We start from the raw sequence: 22,417 nt of genomic DNA on the forward strand, positions 1-22,417 counted from the left end.
GTGGGCCTGGGCTGGATGGAGATCGGTGCGATCGCCGTCGTCGCCGTCATCGTCTTCGGACCCGACCGGCTTCCCGGTCTGGCGCGTCAGGCGGCGCAGTTCGTCAAGACCGTGCGCCAGATGGCCGAGAGTGCCAAGTCCGAGCTGGGCAAGGAGCTCGGCGACGAGTTCAAGGACATCAACCTGCGCGACCTCGACCCGCGGGCCGCGGTGCGCGACGTGATCCTCTCGGACACGACTCCCCCGCCCGTCCCGAGCGTGCGCATCCTGCGCCCGGGCGAGATCCCGCCCTTCGACTCCGAGGCGACCTGATTCCGGTCAGATGCCGAGGGCGCCGAGGACGCGGGTGCGGCCCGCGCGGGGCTCGCGGTGGGCCAGCTCGCGACGCAGCGCGGCGCGGCCTCGGTGCACGCGCGTGCGCACCGTGCCGGGCTTGACGCCCAGCAACAGCGCGATCTCCGCGTGCTCGAGCTGCTCGACGTCGGACAGCACCACGGCCACGCGCAGCTGGCTGGGCAGCGTCGCGAGCGCCGCCTCGATGTCGGGGTCGAAACCGGCGTCGTGGACGAGGTCGTGCGGCAGGTCGCCGTCGTCGACGAGGCGCGACTCGTGCGCGTCGGTCAACGCCGCAGTGGGCTGACGACCCGCGCGGCGGGCCCGGTCGAGGAAGAGGTTCGTGGTGATCCGGTGGAGCCAGCCGGCCAGGTTGCGGGCCTCGTAGCGGTCGAGCGAGGTGAACACGCGCTCGAACACGTCCTGCGTGAGGTCCTCGGCGTCCTGACGGTTCCCGGTGAGGCGCGTGGCGAGGCGACGGACCTGGGTCCCGTGCTGGGCGTAGATCTCGGCCTGGTCCTGCAGCGTGGGCTTCCCGTCGGGCATGCCACGATCCTCGACCCTCAACCTGAGAGCAGTCGAAGAACGCCCTGACGGTTGGCGAAGTCCGGTGGGCCCTGACCCGCGCGTCCCCTGCGCTCCCGGGGCTCCGCGTCGATAGGCTGGACCCACCCGCCGAACGATTGCGAGGGGACGATGACTTCCGAAGCCAGCCAGGCCTACGTCGAGCAGTACCGGTCCGAGGACGACCACCTGCGCACTGCGCGCCAGCACGCCGAGACCGTCGGCGTGGTCCCCGTCCTGCCCGGCGCGCGCGCCGCGCTGACCTTCCTGGCGGGCGCCGCCGGCGCCAAGAGCATCGCCGAGATCGGCACGGGCACCGGCGTCTCCGGACTCGCCCTGCTGCGCGGCATGCTGCCCGACGGCGTGCTGACCTCGGTGGACCTCGAGGCCGAGAACCAGCGCCTGGCCCGCCAGGTCTTCCTCGCCGCCGGCATCTCCCCCACGCGCTTCCGCCTCATCACGGGGTCGGCGCTCGACGTCCTGCCGCGGCTCAACGACGGCGGCTACGACCTGGTGTTCTGCGACGGCGACAAGGTCGAGTACGGCGAGTACCTCGACGAGGCGCTGCGCCTCACCCGCGCCGGCGGCTTCGTGGTGTTCGACAACGCCCTGTGGCACGACCGCGTGGCCGACCCCTCGCAGCGCGACCCCGAGACCGTGGCCATCCGCGAGCTCGTGGAGCGCGTGGGCGCCGACGAGGACCTGTCCTCGCTGCTGCTGCCGCTCGGCGACGGCCTGCTGGTGCTGCAGAAGCCGCACTGACGCGGCGGTCGGTCAGCCCTCGAAGCGCGCGGAGGAGCGGAAGCCCGCCGGGCCGCGCACGACGGCGACGACCTCGAACGGCTCGATCTCGGGCAGGGCGCCGATCAGCGCGGTGCCCGGGGCGTCGGCCGCCCGGGTCTCGAAGTCGGCCTGGAACGCGGCTCGCGCCTCGTCGCTGACGAAGACGTAGGTGCCCTCGAACCACTCGCCCTCGCGGGCTCGCCACGTCTTGAAGCGCAGGCCGGCCAGGCCCGCGAACTTCGCGTGGGACTCGGACTCGACGTACTCGTGCAGCTGCTCGAGCACGCCGTCAGGCGCGTCGGCCAGGGGCCAACGCACGGAGAGTCCGTACATCCAGCGTGCTCAGACGGCCTTGAGGGCGTCACCGAGCGTGGCGGCCTCGTCGTTGTTGAGCTCGACCACCAGACGTCCGCCGCCCTCGAGCGGGACGCGCATGACGATGCAGCGTCCCTCCTTGGTGACCTCCATCGGTCCGTCGCCGGTCCGAGGCTTCATGGCGGCCATCTGTACCCCTCTCGTTGGTCGCCCGAATTTTCGGGCCGGGATCCATTATCGCGCATCGCGACGACGGAATCACGCCAAGGGGGCGAAAGCGTCAGGCGGAGCGCAGCTCGCCGGACGCGTCGCCCCGCTCCGCGCCCTCGGCCTCGGCGGCCGGGGTGACGATGCGGGGGTCGATCTCGGGGCGCACACCGAGCATCGCGACGAGCTCCTGCTCGGTGGCCAGACGCTCCTCGAGCTCGTCGATCTGGGCGCTGCCCGCGGCCAGGTCGGCGCGCAGGCGGGAGATCTCGGCCTCGCTCGCTCGCAGGCGCTCGGAGACGGCGCGACGGAAGGACGCGTCGACGTCGAGGTGCTCGCGCTCGCGCTCGGCGATGACGCGCGCGTCGCGCACGCGGTCCTTCGCGAACTTCTGGCGAACCTCGCGGATCTCCTCGGACATGAGAACGGTCGACGTGATGCCGGCCGAGAGGGCCACGCAGGAGGCCATGATGAGGGCCGGGATCGTCTGCATCGCGACAGCGGCGATGACGACGACGGCGGCCAGAGCAAGCACGATCGCGGCGGATGTCACGCGCAGCGAGCGGGGAAGTGTGCGGCTGGACATGCGGCCCAGATTAGGCGGGGCGCGAGGTGGACTCGTGACGGCACGCCGACGGCGGTCCGACAAACTTTCAGGTGAAGCCTGAGGCTTGCTCCGAGTGGACGTCGCGGCGCCGAACACTACGGTGGGACGGGTGCGATCTTCCACGACGCTGCGGCTGGCCTGCGCGCTGGCCCTCGCCCTCTCGGCCCTGACCGCCTGCTCCACCCGGGTCGCTCCCCCGGCCTCCGACGCACGGCCGCAGTACCTCGCGATCGGCGACTCCTACGCCGCCGGCTACCGGCCCGCTCTCGACGGGGAGCCCGCGCAGAACACGACCTCGGGGTTCGCCTGGAAGGTCGCGCGCGACCGCGACCTGGAGCTCGTGAACGTCAGCTGCGCGGGGATCACGGCGGTCGCGTTCGTCGGGGGCGAGACGTGCGACGAGGAGTTGCGCGGACCCGACGCGCCGCCGCTGGACGGCGGGTCCCCCGCGGACGCGGTGGTGCGTCACCTCGACCGCTACGGCGACGACGTGAGGCTCGTCACGGTGGTGCTCGGGGCGAACGATCTGCGAGGCTGCTCGCTGGACGCCGAGCTGCGCTCGTGCGTGCAGGCGGCCGTTCCCGAGACCACCGCCGCCATCGATGCGCTGCTGGGGCAGATCCGCGAGCGCGTGGGCGCCGACGTGCCGATCGTCGGGTTGACCTACCCCGCCTTCTGGACCGGTGAGCCGGTGCGCCGGCCCGACTCCGACGTCGCCCGCGCCGTGGCCGACGAGACCGTGGACATGTTCCGCACGATCCTCAACCCGGCGCTGCGCGCGGTCTACGCCAAGCACGATGCGGCGTTCGTCGACGTCACCGAGGAGTTCGGGGCCTACGCCTCACCCGACGCGACGGTGGTGTCCCCCGACTTCGGGACGATCCCCGCGCGCGCCGAGGACATCTGTGCCCTCACCTACTACTGCGCGCTCGGGGACATCCACCCCACGAGCGCGGGCCACACCGTGATCGCGCGGCTCGTGGAGGGGGCGCTGCGGTCCTGACTCACGCGTCGCCGCTGAGCCAGCGACGCAGGCGGTCGTGCACGCGGTGCAGGTGCTCGACCGGGACCTGCTCGTCGGCCTTGTGCGCGTAGATCGGGTCGCCGGGACCATAGTTGACCGCCGGGACACCGAGCAGGGTGAACTTCGCGACGTCGGTCCAGCCGAACTTCGGCCCCACCTCGCCGCCGACGGCCTCGACGAACGCGGCTGCGGCCGGTCGCTCGAGGCCGGGCAGGGCGCCGGGCGCCGAGTCGGTGACCGTGAGCTCGAAGCCGTCGAAGACCTCGCGCAGGTGGACCAGCGCGGCCTCCTCGTCGCGGTCGGGCGCGAAGCGGTAGTTCACGGTGAGGACCGCCTCGTCGGGGATCACGTTGCCGCTCACTCCCCCGCGGACGCCGACCGCGTTGAGTCCCTCGCGGTAGGTCAGTCCGGCGATGTCGACCGTGCGCGGCTCGTAGGTCGCGAGGGTGGCCAGCACCGGCGCGAGGTCGTGGATCGCGTTGTGCCCCATCCACGAGCGGGCCGAGTGGGCGCGCTCGCCGGTGGTGCGCACGTCGACGCGCATCGTGCCCTGGCAACCGGCCTCGACGCCCGCGTTGGACGGCTCCATGAGGATCGCGAAGTCGCCCGCCAGCCACTCGGGGTGCTCGCGCGCGATGCGGCCGAGGCCGTTGTGGACGGCGGCGATCTCCTCGGCCTCGTAGAACACCCACGTGACGTCGCGGACCGGTTCGGCGAGGGCCGCGGCGAGGCTCAGCGCGATCGCGACGCCGCCCTTCATGTCGCACGTGCCCAGGCCCCACAGGATGTCGCCCTCGAGCCGCGAGGGCATGTTGCCGTTCTCGGGCACGGTGTCGAGGTGACCGGCGATGACGACGCGCTCGGACCGCCCGAGGTTCGTCCGGGCGATGATCGTGTGCCCGTCGCGAACCACCTCGAGGTGGTCGTGCGACCGCAGCGCGGCCTCGACCGCGTCGGCCAGGACGGCCTCGTCGAGGCTCTCGGACGGCACGTCCACGACGGCGCGGGTCAGGGTGACGATGTCGACGCTCAGGTCCAGGCTCACGCCCTCCACCCTAGGCCCCCGCCCGCGCGGCGGATCAGGCGTCGAAGACGCAGAACTCGTTGCCCTCGGGATCGGCCATGACGGTCCAGCGGCGGTCGTCGCCGGGTGGCAGCAGCACCGTGGCGCCGCGCTCCACGAGGTCGTCGACCGTGGCGTCGCCGACCAGCCTGACGTCCCAGTGGATGCGGTTCTTGACCGTCTTGGGCTCGGGCACCGTGACGAAGTCGAACGACTCGGTGGGCGAGCCCGGGATGTCGTCGACCCACGAGTACTCCTCGTCGCTGCTGTAGCTGGCGCCGAAGACGTCGGCCCACCACGCGCCGATGGCGGCATGGTCGATCGCGTCGACCACGACGTCCTTGAGGCCGTCGGGACGCTCGCCGCCCTCGAAGACGCAGAACTCGTGGCCCTCGGGATCGAGGAAGGTCGTCCAGCTGAACTGGCCGGGCTCGGTGAGGCGCTCCAGACCCTCGAAGGGCGCGAGGTCGCGCGCGACGATGTCGAGGTGGACGCGGTCCTTGACCGTCTTGGGCTCGGCGGGGTTGATCCAGATCGTCTGCCCCGGGTCGTCGCCACGCAGCACGGCGCCGACCTCGTCGGTCTCGCCGCGCAGGTGCAGCCAGCGCCCCCACCGCTCGGCGGCGGCCGCCGGGTCCTCGACGTCGATCACCAGGTCCTTGAACTCCACGAGTGCCATGGAGCCCACGCTAGGGGCGACCACCGACGGCGTCACCCCGAGCGCGTCAGGACGTGAGCGCCTCGGCGACCACGGGCGCGATCGCGCGCAGGGCGCGACCGCGGTGGCTGATCGCGTCCTTGTCCTCGCGCGAGAGCTCGGCGGTCGACACCTCGTGGCCCTCGGCGGCGAACAGCGGGTCGTAGCCGAAGCCGCCCGCGCCGCGCTCCTCGCGCAGCACGCGACCGGGCATCTCGCCGACCTCGACGACCTCGGTGCCGTCGGGCAGCACGAACGCCATCGCGCACCGGAAGGTGGCGCCGCGGCGCTCGTCGGGGACGTCGGCCAGCTGGGCCAGCAGCAGTCGGTTGTTCGCGGCGTCGCCACCCTGGTCCTTCGGAACGCCGGACCAGCGCGCGGACAGCACGCCGGGCATGCCGTTGAGCGCGTCGACGCAGATGCCCGAGTCGTCCGCGAGCGCGGGCAGGCCGGTGACCTGCGCGGCCGTGCGCGCCTTGATGAGGGCGTTGCCCTCGAAGGTCGGCTCGGTCTCGGCCGGCTCGTCGTAGGGCTCCACGTCGGCCAGGCCCAGCACCTCGACGCCCGGCACGAGCGGCTCGAGGATCCGGCGCAGCTCGTCGAGCTTCTTGGCGTTGCCCGAGGCCAGGACGACGCGGGTCACGAGGCGAGCGCCTCGCGCTGCAGGCGGGTCAGGTCGGCGCAGCCCTTCTCGGCCAGGCCGAGCAGCGCGTCGAGCTCGGAGCGGTCGAAGGCCGCGCCCTCGGCGGTGCCCTGGACCTCGATGAACTTCCCCGATCCGGTCATCACGACGTTCATGTCGGTCTCGGCGCGCACGTCCTCGACGTAGGGCAGGTCGAGCATCGGGGTGCCGTCGATGATGCCGACGCTGACGGCGGCGATGGAGTCGACGAGCGGGTCGCCCTTCACGGCGCCCTGGGACTTCAGCTGGGCGATCGCGTCGACCAGCGCGACGTAGGCGCCGGTGATCGCGGCGGTGCGGGTGCCGCCGTCGGCCTGGAGGACGTCGCAGTCGATCGCGATGGTGTTCTCGCCGAGCTGCGAGAGGTCGACCGCGGCGCGCAGCGAGCGCCCGACGAGACGGCTGATCTCGTGCGTGCGGCCGCCGACCTTGCCCTTGACCGACTCACGGGCGGAGCGGTCGTGGGTGGCCTGCGGGAGCATCGCGTACTCGGCGGTGAGCCAGCCCATGCCCGAGCCCTTGCGCCAACGCGGCACGCCCTCGGTGGCGGCCACGGCGCACAGCACGCGGGTCTTGCCGAACTCGATCAGGCACGAGCCCGCGGCGTGGTCGAGCCAGCCTCGGGTGATCGTGATCGGTCGCAGCTCGTCGGGGGTCCTGCCGTCTTCTCGGGTCACCCCGCCACGGTAGCGGCCCGCAGTTTCCCCGGTTAAGTGGGTTTCCTGTCACTGAACGAGGTTTGCAAACCTCGCGAAGTGAGAGTTTCTCCACTTAACCGGGGAATCCGTCAGTCGGCTCAGCTGCCGCCGGGCTGCAGCTCGCCGTTGACGGTCAGCTTGTACGGCGCGTACTGCTGGACCATCTCGGTGGAGTCGTCGTAGCTGACGATCGCCACGATCTGCTTGGCCGGCTTGAGCGCGATCAGCGAGAGCTTGTCGAGCTTGACCGAGCTCTTGCCGTCCGAGGCCACCTGGGCCACGTACGGGACCTTGCCCGGGCGGATGCCGACCAGCTTGACGTGCCAGTTCTCGACGGGCGTCGGACGGATCTGCGTCGGCGACTGGAAGTCGTCGAGGTTCGAGCCGTCGCTGATCGTCGTGTCACCGACGACCACGTTGTCGATCTTCAGGCCGCCCTCGTTCACGCCGCCGTCCGAGATGTACCGGAAGGACAGCAGGATCTCCTGGCCCGCGTAGGCCGAGAGGTCGAACACGTGCGGCTCGAAGCCGTCGGTGGTGCCGGCGAGCGCCGGACCCTGCGGGCCGTCGACGGTCTTGTCGCCGGCGAGCGACGTGTAGGTGGCGCCGCCGTCGGTGGACACCTGCACGTAGCCGTAGTCGTAGCCCTCCTCGGCGCCGTACTTGGCGTCGAGCGTCAGCGTGGGCGAGCCCGCCGGGACCGTCACCGGGGTGACCGCCGCGACGTCGAGGCTGTTCTCGTTGCCCGAGAACAGGACCGCGTCGCCGGGGCGATCGCTGTCGTCGGTCACCGAGGTCCAGCGCAGCGGCTGGGCCGGGAGCGTCTTGGCGCCCTCGAACGTCGCGCTGCGCAGCTGGGCGCCGGTGATCTGCTTGCCCTTGACCGTGAGCGGGACGTAGTCGGCGCCGTTCGGGGCCGCACCCGGCGTCGCATAGGCGGCGGGGTTGTCCAGGTTCACCGACGAGCGCAGGCTCGGCGTGGTGACCTTCGACTTCGTCGTGCCCACGATGAGCGCCTTCTTGGCGTCGCCGACCAGCTGGTCGAGCAGCGTCATCGACTGGAAGTCGTGGAACACCTTGCGGAAGCTGGTGCCCTTCGCCTTGAGCTGCTTGTCGATCGCGGCGATGCCCTGGGCCTCGCCGTCGCGGTGCAGCTCGGAGATGAAGTCCTCGCCGAACCTGTCGCCCAGGTACAGCATCAGCTGGTACGCGTGGCCGTAGTCCGCCAGGACGCCCGAGGACGTGTTGCCCTCGTCCCAGAGATTGAAGGAGTTCTCGGGGCCGCCGCAGTCACGCGGGTTCGTGTTGTACGGGGTCTGGACGGTGCCGTAGCCCTGGAAGCAGTAGAGGTGGCCGTCGCCGCCCTTGTCGTAGACGGTCTTCGTGCCGTCGACGTAGCCCACGAGGGTCTGCGCCCAGTCGGACAGGCCCTCGTTGACGGCGATGCTCTCGCCGGGATCGGTGTAGTACTGCAGCAGGTGCTGGTACTCGTGCGCGAACGTGCCCTCGTAGAGGTGCGGGCGCGCCGGACGGCTGGTGCACACGTCGCCGGTCGGCTCGTCGGCCGGGTCGGCACCGGTGCGGTGCTCCCAGTCGAACGCGTCGATCGTCATGATGTTGCGGTCCATGTACTCGTTGAAGATCGACCAGAAGAAGCCCGCGATGTAGGTGGGAGCCGCCGGGAAGTCGTAGTAGTTGTCGTCGCGGACGTTGTCGACGAGCGTCACGATCTTCTCGCCGCCGCCGCTGAAGTCGCCCTCGATGAGCGCGTTCGACCCGTCGCGGGCCGGCGGCGTGCTGAACGCCTCGGACTCCTTCGGGTAGATGTTCGAGTCGAACTCCTCGACCAGGCTCTCGACCTGGGCGTCGGTCACGACCGTGGCGTCGTCACCGCGGCAGTCGCCCTCGGGGAACGCGATGTCGTTGGCGACCCACACCTCGATGTTGTCGCCGGACCCGCGCAGTGTGTAGTCCTTGTAGTAGATCGAGCCCTGCACGTCGTCGAGCGCGAGCCACTCGCGCACGGTGCCGACGGGCGGGGTCTCGCCCGCCGGGGCGGCCGAGCGGCTCTGGGCGCGCTTCCCGGCCTTGTACTGCGTGGTGGTGTCGACCTTCTTGCCCTGGAAGGTGAGGTCCTTCAGGTCGAGGTCGGGGTGGAACGGCTGGGGATCGGCGGCCTTCGCGGAGGTCGGCGCGGCCGCAGTGGCCGTGCTGCCGGCGATCGCCGGCCCCGTCAGGGCCGAGGCCGCGAGTGCTGCGGACACGGCGAGTGGCTTCCATGAGATCTTCACGATCTACCTCTCTTGGTGCCCGTCCCCCCGGACGCACACGCCGTGCCCTGATGGCACGGTGGCTGGGCACCGAGAGTCACTTAACCCTCTGGCGCCCCGCCAGGGCAATGCCCCGGAGAGTTACAACTCGACTACGTCACCCGATCGCACGAGCGTGTAGTCGCCGGTGTAGGTGGTGAGCAGGTCGGCCTCGACCTCGGCGCGGTCGGTCCACGGCGGGATGTGCGTCAGCAGCAGTCGCGCGCTCTGCGCCTTGGTGGCGAGGCGGCCCGCGTCGGCTCCGGTGAGGTGCAGGTCGGGCGGGTTCTCGGCCGACTCGACGAACGACGCCTCGCACAGGAACACGTCGGCGCCGGAGGCGAAGTCGGCCAGGTCGTCGTCGGGTCCGGTGTCGCCGGAGTACACCAGGACGCTGCCCTCGTGCTCGATCCGGACGGCGTAGGCCTCGACGGGGTGCGGGGTCCGCCGGGCCTTGAGCGTGAACGGCCCGATCGTGGTCTCGAGGCCGTCGGCCAGCTCGTGGAACTCGAACGGCAGGGTCATCCCGTTGGGGGCCGTGGTGCCGTAGGCGTTGGACAGCTGCCAGTCGCTGCCGGGCGGCGCGTAGACCGGGATCTTCGGCGGCGGGCCCGACGGGTGGTACTTGCGCACGACGTAGAGGCCGCTCATGTCGAAGCAGTGGTCGGCGTGCAGGTGCGACAGGCTGATCGCATCGATGTCACGCAGGTCGATGACGTCCTGCAGCGGCCCGAGGGCGCCGGAGCCGAGGTCGAGCAGCAGCCGGAACGTGCGGCCCTCGAACGGAGCCTCCACGAGGTAGCAGCTGGCGGCCGACTCGGGTCCGGGGAAGGAGCCGGAGCAGCCGACGATCGTGAGCCTCACGTGGCCACCCAGGCGAACTGGTCGACCGACTCGACCTCGGGACCGAGGAAGCGACGGCCGAGGTCAGCGAACTCGGCGGGATGCCCCGTGGTGAGGAAGCGGTGCTCGGGCGGCGGCAGCGCGCCGTCGCGCTCGAGGCCGTGCGACGCCAGCAGGCGGTACACGTCCTTCGCGGTCTCCTCCGCACTGGACACGAGGGTCACGCTATCGCCCATCACGTACGCGAGGACGCCCGTCAGGAGCGGATAGTGGGTGCAGCCGAGCACGAGCGTGTCGACACCGGCCTCCTGGAGGGGCGCGAGGTACTCCTGCGCGACGGCGATCAGCTCGGGCCCGCCGGTGATGCCGGCCTCGACGAACTCGACGAAGCGCGGGCACGTGCTGGTGTGCAGGTCGATGCCGGGATTGGCGGCGAACGCGTCGTCGTAGGCGCCCGACGTGGCGGTGGCGGCGGTGCAGATGACGCCGACCCGGCCGTTGCGCGTGGCGTTCACGGCGCGGCGCGTGGCGGGCAGGATCACCTCGACCACGGGGACGTCGTAGCGCTCGCGCGCGTCGCGCAGGACGGCGGCGCTCGCGGAGTTGCACGCGATCACGAGGGCCTTCACGCCCAGCGCGACGAGGTGGTCGAGGCACTCGAGGGCGTACTCGCGGACCTCGGAGATCGGCTTCGGCCCGTAGGGCTGCCGGGCCGTGTCGCCGAGGTAGACGATCGGCTCGTGCGGCAGCTGGTCGAGCACGGCCCGGGCGACCGTGAGGCCTCCGAAGCCCGAGTCGAAGATGCCAATGGGTGCGTCGCTCACACGTCAGAGGGTAGACACCTCGCCGCCCCGACGGGCAATCGAACGGGCGTGAGGTCCGTCATCACGGCGAGACGACGGTGTCGCCGAGGGTCCCCCGCGGGTGCAGGTTTCGGTGCAGGATGGGCGCATGCGTGATCTGCCTCACTTCGGACCCGACTTCACCTGGGGCGTCTCGACCGCCTCGTACCAGATCGAGGGGGCGGTCGACGAGGACGGCCGCGGGCGCTCGGTGTGGGACGAGTTCAGCCACACTCCCGGCCGCATCCTGAACGGCGACACGGGCGACGTGGCCTGCGACCACTACCACCGCTACCGCGAGGACGTGGCTCTCATGGCCGACCTCGGGGTGGACGCGTACCGCTTCTCGATCGCCTGGCCGCGGATCCAGCCCGACGGCGTGACGGTCGAGCCACGCGGGCTCGACTTCTACGACCGGCTCGTCGACACCCTGCTGGAGCACGGCATCGAGCCCAGCGCGACGCTGTTCCACTGGGACTCGCCGCTGGCGCTCGAGGCGGGCGGCGGCTGGGAGAACCGGGACATCGCCGACCGGTTCGCCGAGTACGCGCGGATCGTCGGCGAGCGCCTCTCCGACCGCGTGACGCGCTGGTTCACGCTCAACGAGACCGTGGTGTTCACCCTGCTCGGTCACGCCACCGGCATCCACGCGCCGGGCAAGGAGCTCGGGTTCGGCGCGCTCCAGGTCGCCTGGCACCAGCTGCTCGCCCACGGCCGGTCGGTGCAGGCGCTGCGCGCGGCCGGGGCGCAGCAGGTGGGACCGGCGAACAACCACTGCGAGGTGCTGCCGATCGAGGACACGCCGGAGCACCGCGACGCCGCGGGCCTGTTCGACCTGATCTACAACCGCGCGTTCCTCGACCCGATCCTGCGGGGCACGTGGCCGCTGGCCGGGATCGTCGACCCCGTCGCGCAGGACGGCGACCTCGAGCTGATCTCGCAGCCGATCGACTTCCTGGGCGTCAACTCGTACAACCCGCAGTACGTCGCCGCGGCCGAGCCCGGTGCCGAGATCCCGTTCGAGATGGTCACGCCCGAGGGGCTGGAGTACAACGACTTCGGCTGGCCGATCATCCCCGAGGGCTTCACGCGGATGCTGACGGGACTGAAGGACACCTACGGCGACGCGCTGCCGCCGATCCTCATCACCGAGAACGGCGGCGCGTTCAACGAGACGCCCGGCGAGGACGGCCGGGTCCGCGACCAGCGCCGGATCGACTACACCGCCGCGCACCTCGGCGCCCTGCACGACGCGATCGACGCCGGGGTCGACGTGCGCGGCTACTTCCACTGGTCGTTCATGGACAACTTCGAGTGGGCCGAGGGGTACTCGCAGCGCTTCGGCCTCACGTACGTCGACTACGAGACGCAGCAGCGCATCCCGAAGGACTCGTTCGCCTGGTACCGGTCGGTGATCGACGCGCAGCGGGATCGATGACCACGCCCGTCGAGCGACGGGCGCCCGTGCGCCTGCCGTGGCTGCTGTCGGTCGCGGTCGTCAACCTCGGCACGTACGTCGCGTTCTTCGGCCCCCTCGCGGTGCTGCTGCCCCAGCAGACCGAGGCGATCGTCGGCGACGGCAAGGAGACGGCGCTCGCGATCGTCACGGGCATCGGCGCGGCGATCTCGATGGTGGCCAATCCCCTGTTCGGCGCGCTGTCCGACCGCACCCGGTCGCGCTTCGGCCGACGGGTCCCGTGGATCACGGCCGGCTCGGTGGTCGGCGCGCTGGGCCTGACGATCCTGTCCGGCGCCAGCGAGTTCTGGCAGGTCGTCGTCGGGTGGTGCCTCGTGCAGGCCTCGGTCAACGCCTCGCTGGCCTCGATCACGGCGACCCTGCCCGATCGGGTGCCGGTCGCCCAGCGCGCGTGGGCCGGCGGGCTCGTCGGGCTGGGCCAGACGCTCGGCATCCTCGTCGGTGCGGGGCTCGCGATCGCCTTCGGCGGCACCCGCGCGGGCTACCTCGCGTGCGCCGCCTTCCTGCTGCTGAGCGCCCTGCCGTACCTCGGGCGCAGCCACGACGAGCCGCGCACCGAGCGCGTCCCCTGGTCGACTCGTGCGTTCGCGCGGTCGTTCTGGATCTCCCCCAGCCGGCATCCCGACTTCGCGTGGGCGTGGCTGACCCGGTTCGTCGTCAACCTCGGCAACGCGATCGCGACGCTGTACCTCTTCTACTTCCTGCAGGACGCGGTCGGCGTGGAGGACCCGGACGGCGGCGTCTTCGTCGTCATCGCGGTGAACTCAGTGGTGGTCGCGATCTCGGCCGTGGTCGCCGGGCGCTGGTCCGACCGCGTCGAGCGCCGCAAGGTCTTCGTCGTGTGGGCCGGCGTCGTGATGGCGGTGGCCGCGCTGCTGCTGGCGTTCTGGCAGACGTGGCCCGGCGTGCTCGTGGCCGCCGTGGTGCTGGGCGTGGGCTTCGGGGCGTTCATCGCCGTCGACCTGGCGATCATCACCGAGGTCCTGCCCGACGAGGCGGGGTTCGCCAAGGACCTCGGCGTCATCAACATCGCCAATGCCCTGCCGCAGGTGCTCGCGCCCGTGGTCGCCGCGGTCATCGTGACCTCGCTGGGCGGCTACACGACCCTCTACGTCACGGCCGCCCTCGTCGGACTCGCCGGCGCTCTGGCCGTCGTGCGCATCCGCGGCGTGCGCTGAGACGCACAGACGCCCCCACTTCTGGAACGGTTGACACGTTTTCGCGGAGCGAAGGCGTGCATCCCGTTCCAGAGGTGGGGGCGGAAAGCGGCGGCGGTCAGGCGACGCTGAGGTCGACCTCGACGTTGCCGCGCGTGGCGTTGGAGTACGGGCAGACCTGGTGGGCCTGCTCGACGAGCTTCTCGGCCTCCTCGCGGCTGACGTTCGGCAGCGTGACCTCGAGGGCCACGGCCAGGCCGAAGCCGCCCGTGCCGTTCTCGCCGATCGAGACGTCGGCGACGACCTCGGAGTCGGTGACGTCGGCGCCGGAGCGCTTGGCGACCGTGCGCAGGGCGGAGTGGAAGCACGCGGCGTAGCCGGCGGCGAAGAGCTGCTCGGGGTTCGTGGCCCCTCCGGCTCCGCCGAGCTCCTTGGGGGCGCGGACGTCGGCAATCAGGATGCCATCGGTGGACTCGACGTGGCCGTTGCGGCCGTCACCGGTCGCGACGGCGCTGGCGGTGTAGAGAGGTTTCATGTCCACAACTGTATTGCGCACAATTGATTGCCGCAAGGTCTAGTCTGGAGTCGTGGACGACTACCCGCAGCTCGCGCTCGACCAGCAGCTCTGCCTGCCGCTGTACGCCGCCTCCCGCGCCGTGACCCGTCGCTACACGGACCTCCTCGCCGAGGTGGGCCTCACCTACCCGCAGTACCTGTGCCTGCTGGCGCTGTGGGAGTCCGACGCGCCGCTCGGCGTCGGGGAGCTCGGCGCCCGTCTGCACCTGGACTCGGGCACCCTCACTCCCCTGCTCAAGCGCCTGGAGGCCGCCGGGCTCGTGACCCGCGCCCGCGATCGGACCGACGAGCGTCGCGTGCTCGTCTCCGCCACCGAGCAGGGCTGGGCGCTGCGCGAGCGCGTGGCCGACGTGCCCGCCCGCCTGGTGGAGGGCATGGGGATGTCGGCGGCCGACGGTCGTGCCCTGCGCGGACTGCTCGACCGCCTCATCGCCGAGCTGGAGGGCTGAGCCTCAGAACAGCTTGGGCTGCGGCGGCGCGTGCGCCGGATCCACCCCGTCGAACAGGCTGGAGACCGACTCGCCCGCGTGGATGCGCGCGATGGCCTCGGCGAACAGCGGCGCCACCGAGCGCACCGTGAGCTCGGGCCAGTCGGCCGGCGCCGGGACCGTGTCGGTCGTGACGACCTCGGTGATCGCGGGGTGCGAGCGCAGTCGCTCGACCGCCTTGCCCGCGAAGAGGCCGTGGGTGCAGGCGACGGAGGCCTCGGTGACACCGGACTCGGCCAGCTTGTCCATGAGCTCGATGATCGAGCCGCCCGTGGCGATCTCGTCGTCGAGGACGATCGCTCGCTTGCCCGCGACGTCGCCCACGATGGTGTCGATGACGACCTTGTCGTCGGCCTTGCGCTGCTTGCTGCCGGCGGCCACGGGCAGGCCCAGCAGGCGGGCGAACTGCGAGGCCGTCTTGGCGTTGCCGAAGTCGGGCGAGACGACGATCGCGTTGCTGAGGTCCTGGGCCCGGTAGTGCTCGGCGAGCTCGCCGAGAGCCGTGAGGTGGTCGACCGGCATCGAGAAGAAGCCGTGCACCTGCGGGGCGTGGAGGGTCATGGTGACGACGCGGTTGACGCCCGCCGTGGCCATCATGTCGGCCACCAGCTTGCCGCCGATCGAGATGCGCGAGGCGTCCTTCTTGTCCGAGCGCGCGTACGCGTAGTGCGGGACCACCACGGTGACCGAGGCCGCGGACGCACCGCGCGCCGCGTCGACCATCAGCAGCAGCTCCATGAGGTGGTCCTGCGTGGGCGGCACGAGCGGCTGGACGATGTAGACGTCGCGCTGGCGGCAGTTGTCGAGGAGCTGGACCTGGAGGCAGTCGTTGCTGAACCGCTGGGTGTCCGAGGGGCTGAGGGCGACGCCCAGGTTGCTGCAGATCTCCTCTGCCAGCTTCCGGTGTGCACTGCCCGAGAACACGACGATGTCGCTCACGGCTCGAAGGCTAACGGGTCGCGGGGCGCGCTGAACAGGTCAGGCCCAGAGCTGGCCCTCGAGGCGGTCCTCCGCCTCGTCGATGGTGCCCTCGTACGCCCCGGTGGACAGGTACTTCCAGCCCGCGTCGCACACGACGAACGCGATGTCGGCGCGCTCGCCCGCCTTGACCGCCTTGGTCGCCTGACCCAGCGCCGCGTGCAGGATCGCGCCCGTCGAGATGCCGGCGAAGATGCCCTCGGCGTCGATCAGCTCGCGCACGCGCCGCACGGCGTCGCGCGGGCCGACGGAGAAGCGAGAGTCGATCAGCGAGGCGTCGTACAGCTCGGGGACGAAGCCCTCGTCGATGTTGCGCAGGCCGTAGACGAGCTCGCCGTAGCGCGGCTCGGCCGCGACGATCCGCACGTCGGGCTTGTGGTCGCGGAAGAACCGTCCAATCCCCATGAGGGTGCCCGTGGTCCCCAGTCCGCCCACGAAGTGCGTGATCGTGGGCAGGTCCTCGAGCAGCTCGGGCGCGGTGCCGCGGTAGTGCGCATCGGCATTCGCGGGGTTGCCGTACTGGTAGAGCATGACCCAGTCGGGGTGCTCGGCCGCGAGGCCCTTGGCCACCCGCACGGCCTCGTTCGAGCCGCCCGCCGCGGGCGAGCTGATGATCTCGGCGCCGAACATCGTGAGCAGCTGGCGCCGCTCGACCGAGGTGTTCTCGGGCATGACGCAGATCAGCCGGTAGCCGCGCTGGCGCGCGACCATCGCCAGCGAGATGCCGGTGTTGCCGCTGGTGGGCTCGAGGATCGTGCAGCCGGGCGTGAGGGTGCCGTCGGCCTCGGCCGCCAGGATCATCGACAGTGCCGCGCGGTCCTTGATCGAGCCGGTGGGGTTCCGGTCCTCCAGCTTCGCCCAGAGCCGCACGTCGTCGCTCGGCGAGAGGCTCGGCAGCCCCACCAGGGGCGTGTGGCCGACCGAGTCGACGAGCGAGTCATAGCGCATCGTCAGGCCGCGCCGCCCGCGACCGCGGGCAGGATGACGACGGTGTCGCCATCGGACAGCTCGGTCGCGAGGCCGCCGGTGAAGCGCACGTCCTCGTCGTTCACGTAGACGTTGACGAAGCGACGCAGCTCGGCGCCGTCGAGCAGGCGCTCCTTGATGCCCTCGTGGTTCGCCTCGAGATCGTCGATCAGGGCGGACAGGCTGGTGCCGTCGGCCTCGACGGCGCGCTCACCACCCGTGTAGGGGCGCAGGATCGTGGGGATGCGGACCTCGACGGCCATCAGATGTCACCTTCGGTTGGGGGGACTGCGGGACCCGCAGTCGTGCTGTCTTCGGTGTAACGGTCGACGACGCGAACTTCTTCCTCGGTGATCGTTCCGTCGACGATGCGGTAGGAGCGGAAGTCGACCTCACCGGCTTCGTGGGCGCCGTCGCGGGTGGACACGAGCACGTAGTGCGCGTTCGGCTCGGAGGCCAGGTTGAGGTCGGTGCGCGACGGGTAGGCCTCGGTGGCGGTGTGCGAGTGGTAGATGACGACGGGCTCCTCGTCGCGGTCGTCCATCTCGCGGTAGAGGCGCAGCAGGTCGCCGGAGTCGAACTCGTAGAACGTGGGCGACATGGCGGCGTTGAGCATCGGGATGAGCCGCTCGGGGCGGTCGGAGCCGTAGGGCCCGGCGATGACGCCGCACGCCTCGTCGGGGTGGTCGCGGCGCGCGTGGGCGACGATCGCCTCCACGTGCTCGCGCAGGATGGTCAACACGGTTCCCGAGTCTATCGAGGCGTCCCGACGCCCGATCCACCCATCCGTGGTGCGGACACCGACCCTGCCGGCACCCGGTCAGGCGACGTGGACGAGGGTCTCCTGCACGAAGCCGAGCCAGTCGAAGACGTCGCCCATCGCGAGCGTGGCCTCGTCGTCGGACTCGGCGAGGCGCTCGGCGTCCTCCTCGGTCTCGATGCCCAGGCGCACGGCGAGCGCGATGCGGATGTCGGTCAGGGCGCGCAGCCAGGACATCACTGCCGCGTCGTCCAGCTCGACCTCGACGTGCTTGGCGCTCTCGGCGAGCCCGCCCGCCTCGAGACTCTCGATCACCGCGCGCGCGTTGTCGACCTTGACGGACGAGAGGGACTGCTCGGTGAAGCGGCGGAACTCCGCGGCCTCGACCGGGTCGTCGCGGTAGGCGTCGGGCAGCAGGCGCGCCAGCACGGGATCCTCGGGCGGCTGCACCGGGCCGGTCATGCCGATCAGCTGCGCCAGCGGGTCGGGCTCGGACTCGCTGGGACCGTTGCGGTCCTGGAGCAGCTCGACGACCTGGCTGGCCAGGTTGACCAGCAGCTGCGCCTCGTTGAGCTCGAACGTGGCCGTGACGGTGCCGCGCCGGCGGCGGCGGAACGGCTTCACGCGTCGCTCCGCTCGAGCGTGGCCCACAGTCCGTACTCGTGCATGGCCTGCACGTGCCGCTCCTGCTCCTCGCGGCGGCCGCTGGAGACGATGGCCCGGCCCTCCTCGTGCACGGCGAGCATCAGCTGGGTGGCCTTCTCCTCGGTGTAGCCGAAGTACGTCCGGAAGACGAACGCCACGTACGACATGAGGTTGACCGGGTCGTTCCAGACGATGGTCACCCACGGGTCCTCCAGCTGGACGACGAGGTCGGCGTCCGGCTTCTCGGTCTCGACGGGGGTGGGGGTGGTCACGACCCCATTGTGCCTGCCCGCGCTCCCCCGCACGAAGGTCGGCGTGGTCCTACGCTGAACCCATGGTGTCGACCGCGCTGCTGACCGACCACTACGAGCTGACGATGCTGCAGGCCACGCTGGCCGACGGCACGGCCTCACGGCGCAGCGTGTTCGAGGTGTTCGGACGGCGGCTCAACGGCGGGCGACGGTTCGGCGTGGTCGCCGGCACCGGGCGCGTGCTCGACGCACTGGCGAACTTCCGGTTCGACCAGTCCGAGATCGAGTTCCTGCGACTGTCGAAGGTCGTCGACGACGTCACGTGCGACTGGCTCGCGGACTACCGCTTCACCGGCGACATCTGGGGCTACCCCGAGGGCGAGCTGTGGTTCCCCGGCTCGCCCATCCTGCGGGTCGACGCCACGTTCGGCGAGGGCGTGATCCTCGAGACGCTGATCCTGTCGATCCTCAACCACGACTCGGCCATCGCCTCAGCCGCGACGCGCATGACGATGGCCGCGGGCGACCGGCCGTGCATCGAGATGGGCACGCGCCGCACGCACGAGGAGGCCGCCGTCGCGTCCGCGCGGGCCGCCTACATCTGCGGGTTCGCCGCCACGTCGAACCTCGAGGCCGGACGCCGCTACGGCATCCCCACCGCCGGCACCGCCGCGCACGCGTTCACGCTCGTGCACGACTCCGAGCGCGACGCGTTCACGTCGCAGATCGGCTCGCTCGGGCACGACACGACGCTGCTGGTCGACACGTACGACACGCCGCAGGGCGTCGCCACGGCGATCGAGGTCGGCGGTCCGCACCTCGGCGGCGTGCGCCTGGACTCCGGTGACCTCGCCGACGTCGCGCGGGCCACGCGGGCGCAGCTCGACGCCGCAGGCAACACCGACACCCGCATCACGGTCACGAGCGACCTCGACGAGTACGCGATCGCCGCCCTGGCCGCCGCGCCCGTGGACGGCTACGGCGTGGGCACCTCGCTCGTCACCGGGTCGGGCTCCCCCACGAGCGGGTTCGTCTACAAGCTGGTCGCGCGCGAGACCGCCGACGGCGCGATGCTCGGCGTCGCGAAGAAGAGCAAGGACAAGACGTCGATCGGCGGCCGCAAGACCGCGCTGCGCCGGCTCAGCGCCAAGGGCGTGGCCGAGGCCGAGGTCGTCGGGATCGACGTGAAGCCCCGTGACGACGGCGACGACCGCGAGCTGATGGTGCCGCTCGTCGAGGCCGGCGAGCGGGTGCACCGGGCCACCCTGCAGGACTCGCGAGCCCGCCTCCAGGCGTCGCTGCGCGAGCTGCCCGCGTCGGCGCGACGCCTCTCCAAGGGCGATCCCGCCATCGCGACGATCTACGAGGAGGACTGATGAGCGGACCCCGCACCCTGGTCGTCGTCGACGTCCAGAACGACTTCTGCGAGGGCGGCTCGCTGGCCGTCGCCGGCGGCGCGGCCGTCGCGCAGACCGTGGCCGACCTGATCGCCGCGGGCGACTACGAGCTCGTGGTGGCCACCCGCGACGCGCACGTCGACCCCGGCCCGCACTTCAGCGAGACGCCCGACTACGTGGACTCGTGGCCGCCGCACTGCGTGGTCGGCACGCCCGGCGCCGAGCTGCACGAGCCACTCACGAACGACCTCTTCGCCGCCATCTTCGACAAGGGCGCCTACGAGGCCGCGTACTCGGGCTTCGAGGGCGCCGACGCCGACGGACGCACCCTCGCCGACTTCCTGCGCGAGCGCGACGTCGACGCGATCGACGTGTGCGGCATCGCGACCGACCACTGCGTGCGCGCCACCGCGCTCGACGGGGCGGCCGAGGGCTTCCGCGTCAGGGTGCTGGAGGACCTCACCGCGGCCGTGACCCCGGAGAGCCTCAACCGCGTGCGGCAGGAGTGGTCCGCCGCGGGCGTCACCACGGCCTGACCCGAGGTCAGCCGGCGACGAGCTCGAGGGTGCGGACGCGGCCGGGCGTGGAGCGCGGGTCGGCACCGCGACGCGCGGACGCCACCGGGTGCAGCATGACCTCGTCCACGTCGAACTGGGCGGCGAGCACCTCGAGCTCCTTGCGCGCGGTGTCGGGGTCGCCGACCACCATCCGCGCCAGGCCCGAGTCGACGAGCGAGTCCATGCCCGGGTCGAGGTCGAGCGCCTCCGCGTCCTCCACGAGGTCGATCGGCGCGAGCGGCTTGCCGGTGCGCAGGCGTGCCATGTTCTGCAGGTTCGGCAGCGCGAGCGCGGTGGCCTCGTCGGCGGTGTCGGCCACGACGATGTTCACGGTGAGGAACGTCGTGGGCCGGTCGCAGACGTCGCTCGGCCGGAACTCCCTGCGGTAGACCTCGAGCGCCTCCGCCGTGCCGTGCCCGCTGAAGTGGTGCGCGAAGACGTACGGCAGGCCCTTCGCGGCGGCGAGGTGCGCCGAGTACATCGACGAGCCGAGCAGCCACAGGTTCGGGGCGCCGACGGCGGCCGGGGTCGCCTTCAGCACGTACTGCTGGTTCGGGATCGGCACGCGAACGCCGCGGCCGTCCATGAGAGCGACGACGTCGTCGAGGTACCGCGGGAAGTTCTCGATGTCGGAGTCGTCACGACCCGCGGCGCCGCGCAGCGCCCACGAGGTGACGGGGTCCGAGCCGGGCGCGCGACCGATGCCGAGGTCGATGCGACCCGGGAAGGCGGCCTCGAGCAGGGCGAACTGCTCAGCCACCGCGAGCGGCGCGTGGTTGGGCAGCATGACGCCGCCCGAGCCCAGCCGGATGCGCTCGGTCGCCGCCGCCAGCAGGGCGATCAGGACCGGCGGCGACGTGGCCGCCACGGCGGGCATGTTGTGGTGCTCGGCGACCCAGTACCGCTCGAACCCGAGCCGGTCGGCGGTCTGCGCCAGCTCGGTGGCGGCCGCGACGGCATCACCGCTGGTCTGGTCGGTACGGACAGGGACGAGATCCAGGACCGAGAGCTTCACACCGGGTTCAACCCGGGAGGGACCGGTTCGATTCCCACGCGCTAGCGTCGAATCATGCGAGAGGCATTCGGGGCCACGTTCATCGGGCCGGAGGGCTACCTGAACACGGCGGCCTACGGGCTGCCACCGAAGGCCACGGTCGACGCCCTCGAACGGGTCCACCGCGGCTGGGCCGCGGGCACCGTCGCGGGACCCGACTTCGACGCCGACATCGCGGCGGGTCGCGCGGCGTTCGCGACCCTGGCCGGCGTCCCGGTGAAGTCCGTCGCGATGGGCTCGTCCGTCGCGGCGCTGCTCGGCCCGGTGGCCTCCGCCCTGCCCCACGGCTCGCGCGTGCTGGTCCCCGAGGGCGAGTTCACGTCGGTCAGCTTCCCGTTCGCCGCCCACGACGGCCGCGGCGTGACCGTCACCGAGGTGCCGCTCGAGCGGTTGCCCGAGCTGGCCGCCGATCACGACGTGGTGGCGGTGTCCACCGTGCAGTCGGCCGACGGCGCGCAGGTCGACCTCGCCGCGCTGCGAGCCGCCACCGAGGGCTCGGAGACCCTCGTGATCCTCGACGCGACGCAGCAGCTCGGCTGGCTCCGGCTCGACCTTGCGTGGGCCGACGTCGTCGTGAGCTCGAGCTACAAGTGGCTGCTGGCGCCCACCGGCATCGCCTGGGCGTCCTACGCCGAGCGGATGGTCGAGCGGCTCGTCCCCCACCACGCCAACCGCTACGCCGGGGGCGCGCCGTGGCAGACCACCTACGGGCTGCCGCTGCGGCTCACCGACGACGCCCGCCGGTTCGACATCTCCCCCTCGTGGTTCCCGGTGGTCGGCGCAGCCACGAGCCTGGCGTGGATGGCGACGCTCGACCTCGACGCCGTCACCGCGCACAACCTCGACCTCGCCGGGCGGGCGCGGGCCGCACTGGACCTGCCGCCGCTGGACTCGGCGATCGTCTCGATCCCGATCGAGCACGCCGCCACACGCCTGCAGGACGCGGGGCTGCGCGCCTCGGTGCGCCAGGGCGCGGCCCGGATCGCGTTCCACCTCTACAACGACGAGGAGGACCTCGACCGCGTGGTCGACGCCCTGCGTGCGTGACGCCCGGTCGGCACCCCGAGGATGCCGAGCCGGGCGTCACCTCCCGAAGGAACCCTGAGTTGTACGTTCGCACAACTTTGGGGAAAGTGCGACGTGG

At 71.5% G+C, this 22,417-nt stretch carries 28 protein-coding genes; 9 read left to right on the forward strand and 19 right to left on the reverse strand.

Annotated features, from left to right (window positions below; genetic code table 11):
- Nucleotides 1-312, forward strand: coding sequence for a sec-independent translocase (locus BJ975_RS11335; protein WP_269305639.1), 312 nt, complete (start codon nucleotides 1-3; stop codon nucleotides 310-312).
- 6 nt (nucleotides 313-318) lie between these two features.
- Here BJ975_RS11335 and BJ975_RS11340 read toward each other — a convergent pair whose 3' ends face one another.
- The gene (locus BJ975_RS11340; RefSeq protein ID WP_179425945.1) at nucleotides 319-879 is read right to left on the reverse strand and encodes a sigma-70 family RNA polymerase sigma factor; all 561 of its coding nucleotides are present in this window, start codon (nucleotides 877-879) and stop codon (nucleotides 319-321) included.
- 150 nt (nucleotides 880-1,029) lie between these two features.
- Between BJ975_RS11340 and BJ975_RS11345 the strand changes: the two genes are divergently transcribed.
- Nucleotides 1,030-1,659 (forward strand): O-methyltransferase, encoded by a 630-nt coding sequence (locus BJ975_RS11345; RefSeq protein ID WP_179425947.1) that lies wholly within the window; start codon nucleotides 1,030-1,032, stop codon nucleotides 1,657-1,659.
- A gap of 12 nt (nucleotides 1,660-1,671) precedes the next feature.
- On the opposite strand, the gene BJ975_RS11350 is transcribed toward BJ975_RS11345, so the two are convergent.
- The 3 genes from BJ975_RS11350 to BJ975_RS11360 all read right to left on the reverse strand — a co-directional run bounded on the left by BJ975_RS11350 (nucleotide 1,672) and on the right by BJ975_RS11360 (nucleotide 2,788).
- Entirely contained in the window at nucleotides 1,672-1,998 is a 327-nt protein-coding gene (locus BJ975_RS11350) for a hypothetical protein (protein WP_269305635.1), read from the reverse strand.
- A gap of 24 nt (nucleotides 1,999-2,022) precedes the next feature.
- Nucleotides 2,023-2,184 carry a DUF3117 domain-containing protein gene (locus BJ975_RS11355; RefSeq protein WP_078700305.1) on the reverse strand — a complete coding sequence of 54 codons (162 nt, stop codon included), beginning with the start codon at nucleotides 2,182-2,184 and terminating at the stop codon, nucleotides 2,023-2,025.
- 91 nt (nucleotides 2,185-2,275) lie between these two features.
- A complete protein-coding gene (locus BJ975_RS11360; protein WP_179425951.1) occupies nucleotides 2,276-2,788 on the reverse strand; it encodes a hypothetical protein in 513 nt (170 codons plus the stop codon).
- Nucleotides 2,789-2,918: 130 nt separating this feature from the next.
- On the opposite strand from BJ975_RS11360, the gene BJ975_RS11365 reads away from it, so the two are divergent.
- Nucleotides 2,919-3,812 (forward strand): SGNH/GDSL hydrolase family protein, encoded by an 894-nt coding sequence (locus BJ975_RS11365; RefSeq protein ID WP_179425953.1) that lies wholly within the window; start codon nucleotides 2,919-2,921, stop codon nucleotides 3,810-3,812.
- Between the two features lies 1 nt (nucleotide 3,813).
- On the opposite strand, the gene dapE is transcribed toward BJ975_RS11365, so the two are convergent.
- The 7 genes from dapE to murI form a co-directional block, all read right to left on the reverse strand.
- On the reverse strand, nucleotides 3,814-4,878 hold the full coding sequence (dapE, locus tag BJ975_RS11370) for a succinyl-diaminopimelate desuccinylase (RefSeq protein WP_179425955.1): 1,065 nt from the start codon (nucleotides 4,876-4,878) through the stop codon (nucleotides 3,814-3,816).
- Between the two features lie 34 nt (nucleotides 4,879-4,912).
- Nucleotides 4,913-5,575: a VOC family protein gene (locus tag BJ975_RS11375; protein WP_179425957.1), complete on the reverse strand. Its 663-nt coding sequence runs from the start codon at nucleotides 5,573-5,575 to the stop codon at nucleotides 4,913-4,915.
- A 46-nt stretch (nucleotides 5,576-5,621) separates the two neighbouring features.
- A complete protein-coding gene (gene rdgB / locus BJ975_RS11380) occupies nucleotides 5,622-6,236 on the reverse strand; it encodes an RdgB/HAM1 family non-canonical purine NTP pyrophosphatase (protein WP_179425960.1) in 615 nt (204 codons plus the stop codon).
- Nucleotides 6,233-6,952 (reverse strand): ribonuclease PH, encoded by a 720-nt coding sequence (rph, locus tag BJ975_RS11385; protein WP_179425962.1) that lies wholly within the window; start codon nucleotides 6,950-6,952, stop codon nucleotides 6,233-6,235. The genes rdgB and rph overlap by 4 nt, the downstream gene beginning before the upstream one ends.
- A gap of 119 nt (nucleotides 6,953-7,071) precedes the next feature.
- Entirely contained in the window at nucleotides 7,072-9,264 is a 2,193-nt protein-coding gene (locus tag BJ975_RS17135; protein ID WP_218845861.1) for an immune inhibitor A domain-containing protein, read from the reverse strand.
- Nucleotides 9,265-9,384: 120 nt separating this feature from the next.
- Nucleotides 9,385-10,146: an MBL fold metallo-hydrolase gene (locus BJ975_RS11395; RefSeq protein ID WP_179425964.1), complete on the reverse strand. Its 762-nt coding sequence runs from the start codon at nucleotides 10,144-10,146 to the stop codon at nucleotides 9,385-9,387.
- On the reverse strand, nucleotides 10,143-10,949 hold the full coding sequence (gene murI / locus BJ975_RS11400; RefSeq protein ID WP_179425966.1) for a glutamate racemase: 807 nt from the start codon (nucleotides 10,947-10,949) through the stop codon (nucleotides 10,143-10,145). Before murI ends, BJ975_RS11395 begins: the two co-directional genes overlap by 4 nt.
- Nucleotides 10,950-11,076: 127 nt before the next feature.
- Here murI and BJ975_RS11405 point away from each other — a divergent pair, with 127 nt between their 5' ends.
- Together BJ975_RS11405 and BJ975_RS11410 are read left to right on the forward strand one after the other, a co-directional pair.
- On the forward strand, nucleotides 11,077-12,405 hold the full coding sequence (locus tag BJ975_RS11405) for a GH1 family beta-glucosidase (protein ID WP_179425968.1): 1,329 nt from the start codon (nucleotides 11,077-11,079) through the stop codon (nucleotides 12,403-12,405).
- Nucleotides 12,402-13,622 (forward strand): MFS transporter, encoded by a 1,221-nt coding sequence (locus BJ975_RS11410; RefSeq protein WP_179425970.1) that lies wholly within the window; start codon nucleotides 12,402-12,404, stop codon nucleotides 13,620-13,622. The genes BJ975_RS11405 and BJ975_RS11410 overlap by 4 nt, the downstream gene beginning before the upstream one ends.
- A 97-nt stretch (nucleotides 13,623-13,719) precedes the next feature.
- On the opposite strand, the gene BJ975_RS11415 is transcribed toward BJ975_RS11410, so the two are convergent.
- A complete protein-coding gene (locus BJ975_RS11415) occupies nucleotides 13,720-14,136 on the reverse strand; it encodes an organic hydroperoxide resistance protein (protein ID WP_179425971.1) in 417 nt (138 codons plus the stop codon).
- A 52-nt stretch (nucleotides 14,137-14,188) separates the two neighbouring features.
- Here BJ975_RS11415 and BJ975_RS11420 point away from each other — a divergent pair, with 52 nt between their 5' ends.
- Complete coding sequence (locus BJ975_RS11420; protein ID WP_179425973.1) at nucleotides 14,189-14,626, forward strand: MarR family winged helix-turn-helix transcriptional regulator; 438 nt, start codon at nucleotides 14,189-14,191, stop codon at nucleotides 14,624-14,626.
- Nucleotides 14,627-14,629: 3 nt separating this feature from the next.
- On the opposite strand, the gene BJ975_RS11425 is transcribed toward BJ975_RS11420, so the two are convergent.
- From BJ975_RS11425 to clpS, 6 genes are all read right to left on the reverse strand, one after another.
- Nucleotides 14,630-15,604 (reverse strand): ribose-phosphate diphosphokinase, encoded by a 975-nt coding sequence (locus tag BJ975_RS11425; protein WP_179425975.1) that lies wholly within the window; start codon nucleotides 15,602-15,604, stop codon nucleotides 14,630-14,632.
- 39 nt (nucleotides 15,605-15,643) lie between these two features.
- Entirely contained in the window at nucleotides 15,644-16,591 is a 948-nt protein-coding gene (locus BJ975_RS11430) for a PLP-dependent cysteine synthase family protein (RefSeq protein WP_179425977.1), read from the reverse strand.
- Nucleotides 16,592-16,593: 2 nt separating this feature from the next.
- Entirely contained in the window at nucleotides 16,594-16,872 is a 279-nt protein-coding gene (locus tag BJ975_RS11435; protein ID WP_179425979.1) for a MoaD family protein, read from the reverse strand.
- Nucleotides 16,872-17,351, reverse strand: a complete 480-nt coding sequence (locus BJ975_RS11440) for a Mov34/MPN/PAD-1 family protein (RefSeq protein WP_179425981.1) — start codon at nucleotides 17,349-17,351, stop codon at nucleotides 16,872-16,874. The genes BJ975_RS11435 and BJ975_RS11440 overlap by 1 nt, the downstream gene beginning before the upstream one ends.
- 78 nt (nucleotides 17,352-17,429) lie before the next feature.
- Nucleotides 17,430-17,993: a DUF2017 domain-containing protein gene (locus BJ975_RS11445; protein WP_179425983.1), complete on the reverse strand. Its 564-nt coding sequence runs from the start codon at nucleotides 17,991-17,993 to the stop codon at nucleotides 17,430-17,432.
- Nucleotides 17,990-18,286: an ATP-dependent Clp protease adapter ClpS gene (gene clpS, locus BJ975_RS11450; RefSeq protein WP_179425985.1), complete on the reverse strand. Its 297-nt coding sequence runs from the start codon at nucleotides 18,284-18,286 to the stop codon at nucleotides 17,990-17,992. The genes BJ975_RS11445 and clpS overlap by 4 nt, the downstream gene beginning before the upstream one ends.
- Nucleotides 18,287-18,351: 65 nt before the next feature.
- Here clpS and BJ975_RS11455 point away from each other — a divergent pair, with 65 nt between their 5' ends.
- Both BJ975_RS11455 and BJ975_RS11460 read left to right on the forward strand, forming a co-directional pair.
- Complete coding sequence (locus BJ975_RS11455) at nucleotides 18,352-19,641, forward strand: nicotinate phosphoribosyltransferase (RefSeq protein ID WP_317628349.1); 1,290 nt, start codon at nucleotides 18,352-18,354, stop codon at nucleotides 19,639-19,641.
- Nucleotides 19,638-20,198: an isochorismatase family protein gene (locus tag BJ975_RS11460; RefSeq protein WP_425545976.1), complete on the forward strand. Its 561-nt coding sequence runs from the start codon at nucleotides 19,638-19,640 to the stop codon at nucleotides 20,196-20,198. The genes BJ975_RS11455 and BJ975_RS11460 overlap by 4 nt, the downstream gene beginning before the upstream one ends.
- 7 nt (nucleotides 20,199-20,205) lie before the next feature.
- Here BJ975_RS11460 and BJ975_RS11465 read toward each other — a convergent pair whose 3' ends face one another.
- Nucleotides 20,206-21,234 (reverse strand): LLM class flavin-dependent oxidoreductase, encoded by a 1,029-nt coding sequence (locus BJ975_RS11465; RefSeq protein ID WP_179425991.1) that lies wholly within the window; start codon nucleotides 21,232-21,234, stop codon nucleotides 20,206-20,208.
- A gap of 54 nt (nucleotides 21,235-21,288) precedes the next feature.
- On the opposite strand from BJ975_RS11465, the gene BJ975_RS11470 reads away from it, so the two are divergent.
- The gene (locus BJ975_RS11470) at nucleotides 21,289-22,320 is read left to right on the forward strand and encodes an aminotransferase class V-fold PLP-dependent enzyme (RefSeq protein ID WP_179425993.1); all 1,032 of its coding nucleotides are present in this window, start codon (nucleotides 21,289-21,291) and stop codon (nucleotides 22,318-22,320) included.
- The last annotated feature ends 97 nt before the right edge of the window (nucleotides 22,321-22,417 follow it).

Source organism: Aeromicrobium tamlense (assembly GCF_013408555.1).
Taxonomy (GTDB): domain Bacteria; phylum Actinomycetota; class Actinomycetes; order Propionibacteriales; family Nocardioidaceae; genus Aeromicrobium; species Aeromicrobium tamlense.